Below are 6,835 nucleotides of genomic sequence, written 5' to 3'. Positions count from 1 at the left end.
TACAAAATTACTCCACAAAAAGGGGCTGTTGCATAAGTCCCAACATAGAAAAAAGACGAGGAAACTAAACATCCTCGTCTTTTTCTGATACAATGTATTTATGAAACAAAATAGTAATACATCATCACTAACCAATTTTACACTAGTTAATGATACAATTCAATTAAAATTAAACTTTAACACAGAAATATACGTCCAAGATGATATAAAACTAAGGCTTGTAAAAAATATAATTGAAAGGATAGAACTAACAGAACTAAATAAAGTCTACTCATCATTTGGAAGAAAACCTACTGTAAATCCAGTAACCATGCTTCAAATAATAGTATTCTGCTATTCAGAAGGAATATTCTCATCAAGGGAAATAGAAAAATCATGCAAATATGATCTAAGAATAAAATATCTCCTAGATGGACAAACTCCACCAGATCACTCCACAATAAATAGATTTAGACAGAAAATAGTAAAACTAGCTCCTAATCTATTAAATCAAATGGTCCAAATACTAATAGAAGAAAAACAAATAGACCTATCAAGCATCTACATAGATGGAACAAAAATAGAAGCCTATGCCAATAGATACAGCTTTGTATGGCGAGGAAGCATAGAAAAATGGCAAGAAAAATTAAGAGTAAAAATAATAAAACACTTTGATTTAAATAAAGACTTAAGTCCATCTCAAGTACTAGAAGTAGTAAAAATAGCCTTTAATCAAGTAAGTAAAGAATGTACAGAAAAGAAAATAAACTTCGTATATGGGCAGGGCAAAAGAAAACATCAACTTCAACGAAACTATGAACAGCTAAAAGATTGGAAAACCAAGCTAGAAACTTATCAAGAGCATTTAGAAATAATGGGAGATTACAGAAACTCCTACTCAAAAACAGACCATGATGCAACATTCATGAGAATGAAAGAAGACCACATGAGAAATGGTCAGTTAAAACCAGCCTACAATATTCAACTAGCAAGTGCCTCAGGCTTCATCATAGGAGAAAATGTATCTCATCACCCAAATGATATGTATACCCTAAAACCATTCTTAAAAAAACTAATAGAAAAATATCCAAATAGTTTAGATAGGATAGTAGCAGACGCAGGGTATGAAAGTGAAGAAAACTATGTATACTTAGAAGAAAACAATCTAAAATCCTACATAAAACCATCAAACTACGAACAATCCAAAACAAGAAAATATAAAAAAGAGCAAGAATTTAGGGAAAGCTTAGTCTATGATGACATTCAAGACAAATACATATCACCAGAAGGAAAAATCTTTGTTAGATGTAAAGACAAGTACGATAAAAAGAAAAGTGGTTATGTAAGTATAAGTAAAGTCTACAGATGCTTTGACCGGAACAAAGGTGGCCAAAAAACCAAAGGAATCTACATAGCAGAAACATTCCAAAAATACAGAAAAGAATCCTTAGAAAATATAAAATCTGACCAAGGAATAGAAGAAAGATTAAATAGATCAATCCAAGCTGAAGGAGCTTTTTCTAAAATAAAGTCAGGCTTAAACTACAATAGATTTCATCACAGAGGAAAAGCAAATATAATAAGTGAAATATGCCTTCTATCAATGGCACTAAACTTAAATAAATTAGCTTCAAAAATTAAAAATAGGAACTTAGAAATCATAAAATACAAAGCTGCCTAAGAAAAAAATGTTAAAATGAGGAGCTCTATTACTTGAGCCTATTTTTAGGAAAATTGTGGAAAAATTTATCTTTACCTTTAAAATTTCTATATAATTAAATAGCTTGATACAAATATCCAAGAAAAAAGTGATGAGCAGAATAGTTTTAACTATTCTGCAACATCACCTTTAAATTGCAAATTTAAAAAATATTAAAGAGTTATGGTAGGATTAAATGAAATAATGAAAAATTTGTAATATAAAAGGGGCTGCTTGTGCAGTCCCTTTTGGTTTATGGTTCAGGATTTTCTGGTTTTTCTCCTTCTGCTTTTGGTTCTTGACTTTGAGCATCTGGCTTATCAGACTTATCTTTGTCTTTTTTATCCTTGTCCTTATCTTTGTCTTTGTCTTTGTCTTTTTCCTTATCTTTTTCTTCATCATCCTCTTCATCCTCTTCTTCACCAAGGTCTGAATAGGTCTTTGGAACTCTGTGTTGCCAATCTCTTGGGATGATATTGCCAAAGTTTGCTGGATTGTAGTTGCTCTTTGGATTGATGAAGGATCTGGTTGTTACAAACTCTTCTGGGGTCTTATCACTTACTAGGAGGTTGTTTCTAGAGTCGACTGTTGCCCATTCGTGAACATCGTCTTGTTCTGTTGGTTTATTCTTTGGTCCGAATATTTCTGTCCTGACTGTACCTCTTGGGTCAGCGTAGGAGATTTCGGTTGGAAGCATACCACTCATGGTATCAACTTTCATGGACACAATTCCTTTTGGTTGTTCAAATTTTAAAGCCTCACGACCTTCTAGGATTTTGTTGTTGATTACATTCCACATAAGGGCAGCTCTTTCAGCAGAGGAACCTGTAAGTGATATGTTTTGATCATCACAGCCCATCCATATACCAACTGTGTAGTATGGGGTGTAGCCTAGGCACCAGAAGTCGTTGTAGTCGTCTGTAGTACCTGTCTTAGTAGCAAAGTCAGTTCCATTTAGGAAGATATTTCCATAAAACTTACCGGCATCTTGAAGGGCAGATGTGATTTGGTAAGCTGTCTCTGGGCTTGTTACATCGTGGGTAATCTTATCCTTATCTTCAAATAAGACCTTGCCTGTTGAGTCAACTATTTTTGAAAATGTAAGTGGTTCTATATATTTACCACCGTTAGCAAGGGCGGCGTAGGCTCCTGTCATATCTAGGGCTGTCATTCCATTTGTCATGGCTCCAAGTCCCATAGCTGCGAGGTTTTCGTCGTTAGTATTTTTATTTTCCTCGCTAGTTACAAAATTATCTTTGCCGTCTTCTTTGATTATGCCAAAGTTTTTAAGATATTTTAAGGATGTATCAATGCCAACCTTGTCAAGGGTCCTAACAGCGATTGTATTTATAGATAATTTGAGAGCTTCTCTAAGAGGCTTAACGCCCATGTAGTAGCCATAAACGTTGTTTGGCCATGGCTTATTATTTTCATCCATCATAAATGGTACATCGTCAATTCCTGTTGCAAGGTTAAAACCATTGTCCAAAGCAGGTGTATAAGTTGCAAGAGGTTTCATAGATGAACCTGGTTGGCGAGGTACGGATGAGGCCCTGTCTAAAATTCTTTGTCCTTTTTGATCACGACCACCCATTATTGCCTTTATATGACCAGTCTTTTGGTCGATAATAACGCTGGATGATTGGGGTTGGATGACACCTTCTAGGTCCATATCATAATAGTCTTTGCTGATTGAAAAAGTTCCGTCATCGTAAGACTTTATGAATTTTTCATTTTCATCTAAGTATTGTTTGGCTATTACAATATTATCTTCCTTGTCTAGATAGATATTTTTATTTGACCCGAGGTCAACAAAACCTGACCTGTGAGTTCTTAGGTTCCTATTTTCATCATCTAGAGAATAGTAGTTTCTAAAAACGAGTTTGGTCTGATCAAGGAAGGCCTTCTTAGATGTAAGGACTATATTTCCCTGATCATCTTTGTGGGCATCTTCAGCTGATAATCTAATGTCATTATTTTCATTAAGGAAATTGCTCTTAGCATAGTAGAGTAATTTGCCTGAAGAATTTACAATGTTTCCCCATTTATCATATTTCATATTAAGAAGGGGAGGAGTGTTCCAACCAGAAGTATTGCCCATAAGGTAGGATGAAAAGTTTGCATAGATATCTTCAAGATTCTTTTGCATTCGCTGGTCTAGGGTGGTTGTTATCTTAAGTCCTCCATAGTAGAGCCTATCCCAGGCTTGGTTTTCGCTCATATCTTGTGTTTCCATAAGTTTGGCTACTACTTGTTTTTCAAGAAGGGAATTGAAATAAGAAGTGATTTCTGTATTGGCTCTTTCTGCTGGTTCTATTGATTTAGCAATATTAAAGCTCTTGGCTTCTTCCATTTCAGCTTTACCTATATAGCCGAGCTCGTACATCTTATCAAGGACATAAGATTCCCTTTTAAGAGGCGCTTCGTTAAAAACTGCCGAATACTTTGTGCCATCTATGGAAAATTCTCCTAAAACTTTTTCGTCAGTTATTTCACTAGTTTTAATTGACTTATAAAGAGAATATTCAGATGGAGATTGGACAATACCTGCAAGGGCTGCGCATTGGGCAAGGTTTAAGTCTTTAACGTCCTTGTTAAAATAAGTATTGGCTGCCGCTTGGACTCCGTAGGAATTTTGTCCCATAAAGACTCTGTTAAGGTAGGCACCTAGGATTTCCTCTTTTGAAAGGTGGTCCTCAATTTCAAGAGCGAGGTAGATTTCCTTTATTTTTCTTTGATAGGTTTGATCATTTGTAAGGTAGGTATTTCTTGCAAGCTGTTGGGTAATGGTTGATCCACCCCTTACAATGCCACCTGCTCTTAGGTTTTCAAACATAGAGCCGATTATAGAAATTACGTCTATACCCTTGTGGTCATAAAATCTTTCGTCTTCTACAGCTACAAAGGCATTTTTCAAATTATCTGGTATTTGGTCATAGGGTACTATTTCCCTAAACTGACTAGTTGCAATTGCATCAACCTCATTGCCATCTTCATCAACGACAGTCGAGTTTTGACTCATTTCGTATTTAATTGCATCTGCATCTATTTTTGGTGCAGTCTTCATAACTTCAAGGATAGCTCCTCCTGTTATGCCTGCAAAAACTATCATAATTGATCCTAAAAAAAGTATTACTATAAGCAAGATTTTTATTATGATAGAGGATATTTTTTTAGTCATGTGGCCTCCGTTTAATTCTAATTTTTATACTTACTTCTATTTTATCATTTTTAATCAATAAGTTCCATCCTTTATTAAATTTTAGATAAAAGTATAATATCTTAGAAAGGATTTTTATGCAAGAAGTAATACAAGTCAACGTCCTTGCGAAGGATGATGACGAAGAAATAAAAATATATGAATTAGAATCCCTGATTAATACTGCAGGAGGCAAGTCAGTTGCCTTTGTAAGTCAAGTTGTAAATAAGGTCAATCCGAGATTTTATATTGGCAAGGGTAAGCTTGAAGAAATTAGGGATTTGGCAGATAAATTAGAAGTAAAAACAATAATATTTGATGTAGAACTATCGGCCAGTCAATTATACAACCTAGAGGAAGAGTTAAAACTTAAAGTTGTTGACTGGACATCTTTAATTTTAGATATTTTTGCTCAAAGGGCTCACACTAAGGAGGCGAGGCTTAAGATAAAACTCGCCCAACTAAAATACCAACTACCAAGGATTAATAAGTGGTTCGCTTATTTGTCACGTCAGGCAGGTGGTATTGGTACTAGGGGTCCGGGTGAGACCATGCTTGAGACCGATAGGAGAGCTATTGAAAGGGATATTAGGTCCTTAGAGAAAGCCCTTAAGGATATAGAAAAAACTAAGCGTATAAATAGGAAATCAAGAGATAATATTTTTAATATTTCCTTGGTTGGCTATACAAATGCAGGCAAGTCTACAATTTTAAATGGTATGATGAGACTTTTTGGGTCAGAAAAATATGTTTATTCTGATGACCTTCTCTTTGCAACACTTGATACATCAACAAGACGCCTAGATTTTTCAAACACTAAGGTTACCCTAACTGATACAGTAGGTTTTATAGACAACCTCTCCAAGGAATTAAATGATTCTTTTTTGACAACCTTAGAAGAGATTAAGTTTGCTGATATGCTTCTTATCGTAATTGATGCTAGTCACAATATTGACGGACAACTTGCAACAATTGATAAGTCCTTAGATGAAATTGAATTGGATGGTAAGCAAATAATTTATGTTTTCAATAAAATGGATAAGGTAGAAGATGCGACTGCAACAAGCTTATACAAAAGGGAGTACGAGAGAATATTTATTTCTGCTAAAAATGACGAGGACCTTCATAATTTAAAAAATGAAATAGTAAAAGTCATTAAAGAAGAATATAGAGAAGTAACCATGCACATTCCTTTTTCTGATGGCAAGGTCTTAGATTATTTTATGACCAATTACGATATCATAAAAACAGATTATGATAATACTGGTACTATAATTAAGCTTGAGATAAATAAGGGAGACTATGGCAAGTATGAATCCTATATCAACAAATGACTATAAGACAATAAAAGGAACGGTAGTTTCTGAATTTGAAGTAGAAAAGTCAGTATTTATCACAACTGCCAAGCACGTTGAAATCGAAGAAGAAGCTCTTAGTTTTATTGATGAAGTTAGAGAAAAATACAAAGATGCAACCCACAATTGCACAGCCTATATTATCAACCAAACACCAGTTATAAAAAGATATAATGATGATGGTGAGCCCCAAGGTTCGGCAGGACTTCCTATGTTATCTGTCCTTGAAAAAGAGGAAGTCACAAATGTGGCGGTGGTTGTAACAAGGTATTTTGGAGGAAAACTTCTTGGCAAGGGTGGATTAATTCGTGCCTATACCAAGGGGGTTGCTGATACAGTTGGACCAAATGCCCTTTACAAGAGAGACTATTTGAGAGTAGAATTAATTTTGTCTTATAATATCCTAGGTCAAATCGAAAATTATTTGAATGAAGGAAAATACCAAGTGATTGATAAGTTCTACACCGATGAAGTGAAAATCGAACTTTATGTGAGGACTGATAGGTATAATAAGTTTTCTGAAGACCTAATAAATATGACAAGCGCGAATATCAAAATAAATAAAAAAGAAGAGCTTATGCTCTATGAAGTGAGGAGTTAATA

General features: G+C 34.6%; 4 protein-coding genes. 3 read left to right on the top strand and 1 reads right to left on the bottom strand.

Features of this window, described 5'->3' with window-relative positions:
- The first annotated feature begins 100 nt into the window (after window positions 1–100).
- Window positions 101–1,660, top strand: coding sequence for an IS1182 family transposase (locus HMPREF1630_RS04575; protein WP_037325895.1), 1,560 nt, complete (start codon window positions 101–103; stop codon window positions 1,658–1,660).
- A gap of 271 nt (window positions 1,661–1,931) precedes the next feature.
- Here the strand turns inward: HMPREF1630_RS04575 and HMPREF1630_RS04570 are convergent, their stop codons facing one another.
- Window positions 1,932–4,859 (bottom strand): transglycosylase domain-containing protein, encoded by a 2,928-nt coding sequence (locus tag HMPREF1630_RS04570; protein WP_037327496.1) that lies wholly within the window; start codon window positions 4,857–4,859, stop codon window positions 1,932–1,934.
- 116 nt (window positions 4,860–4,975) lie between these two features.
- Here HMPREF1630_RS04570 and hflX point away from each other — a divergent pair, with 116 nt between their 5' ends.
- Together hflX and HMPREF1630_RS04560 are read left to right on the top strand one after the other, a co-directional pair.
- The gene (gene hflX / locus HMPREF1630_RS04565; protein WP_037327494.1) at window positions 4,976–6,211 is read left to right on the top strand and encodes a GTPase HflX; all 1,236 of its coding nucleotides are present in this window, start codon (window positions 4,976–4,978) and stop codon (window positions 6,209–6,211) included.
- Window positions 6,189–6,833: a YigZ family protein gene (locus tag HMPREF1630_RS04560; protein ID WP_037327491.1), complete on the top strand. Its 645-nt coding sequence runs from the start codon at window positions 6,189–6,191 to the stop codon at window positions 6,831–6,833. The genes hflX and HMPREF1630_RS04560 overlap by 23 nt, the downstream gene beginning before the upstream one ends.
- Window positions 6,834–6,835 lie beyond the last annotated feature (2 nt).

It is taken from the genome of Anaerococcus lactolyticus S7-1-13, assembly GCF_000758765.1.
Classification (GTDB): domain Bacteria; phylum Bacillota; class Clostridia; order Tissierellales; family Peptoniphilaceae; genus Anaerococcus; species Anaerococcus lactolyticus.
This window is presented reverse-complemented; position numbering and strand designations above follow the sequence as displayed.

Bases quoted from the DNA above. Each gene is read 5' to 3' on its own strand.
- HMPREF1630_RS04560 (WP_037327491.1), top strand. From the start codon at position 6,189: ATGAATCCTATATCAACAAATGACTATAAGACAATAAAAGGAACGGTA.
- hflX (WP_037327494.1), top strand. From the start codon at position 4,976: ATGCAAGAAGTAATACAAGTCAACGTCCTTGCGAAGGATGATGACGAA.
- HMPREF1630_RS04575 (WP_037325895.1), top strand. From the start codon at position 101: ATGAAACAAAATAGTAATACATCATCACTAACCAATTTTACACTAGTT.
- HMPREF1630_RS04570 (WP_037327496.1), bottom strand. From the start codon at position 4,859: ATGACTAAAAAAATATCCTCTATCATAATAAAAATCTTGCTTATAGTA.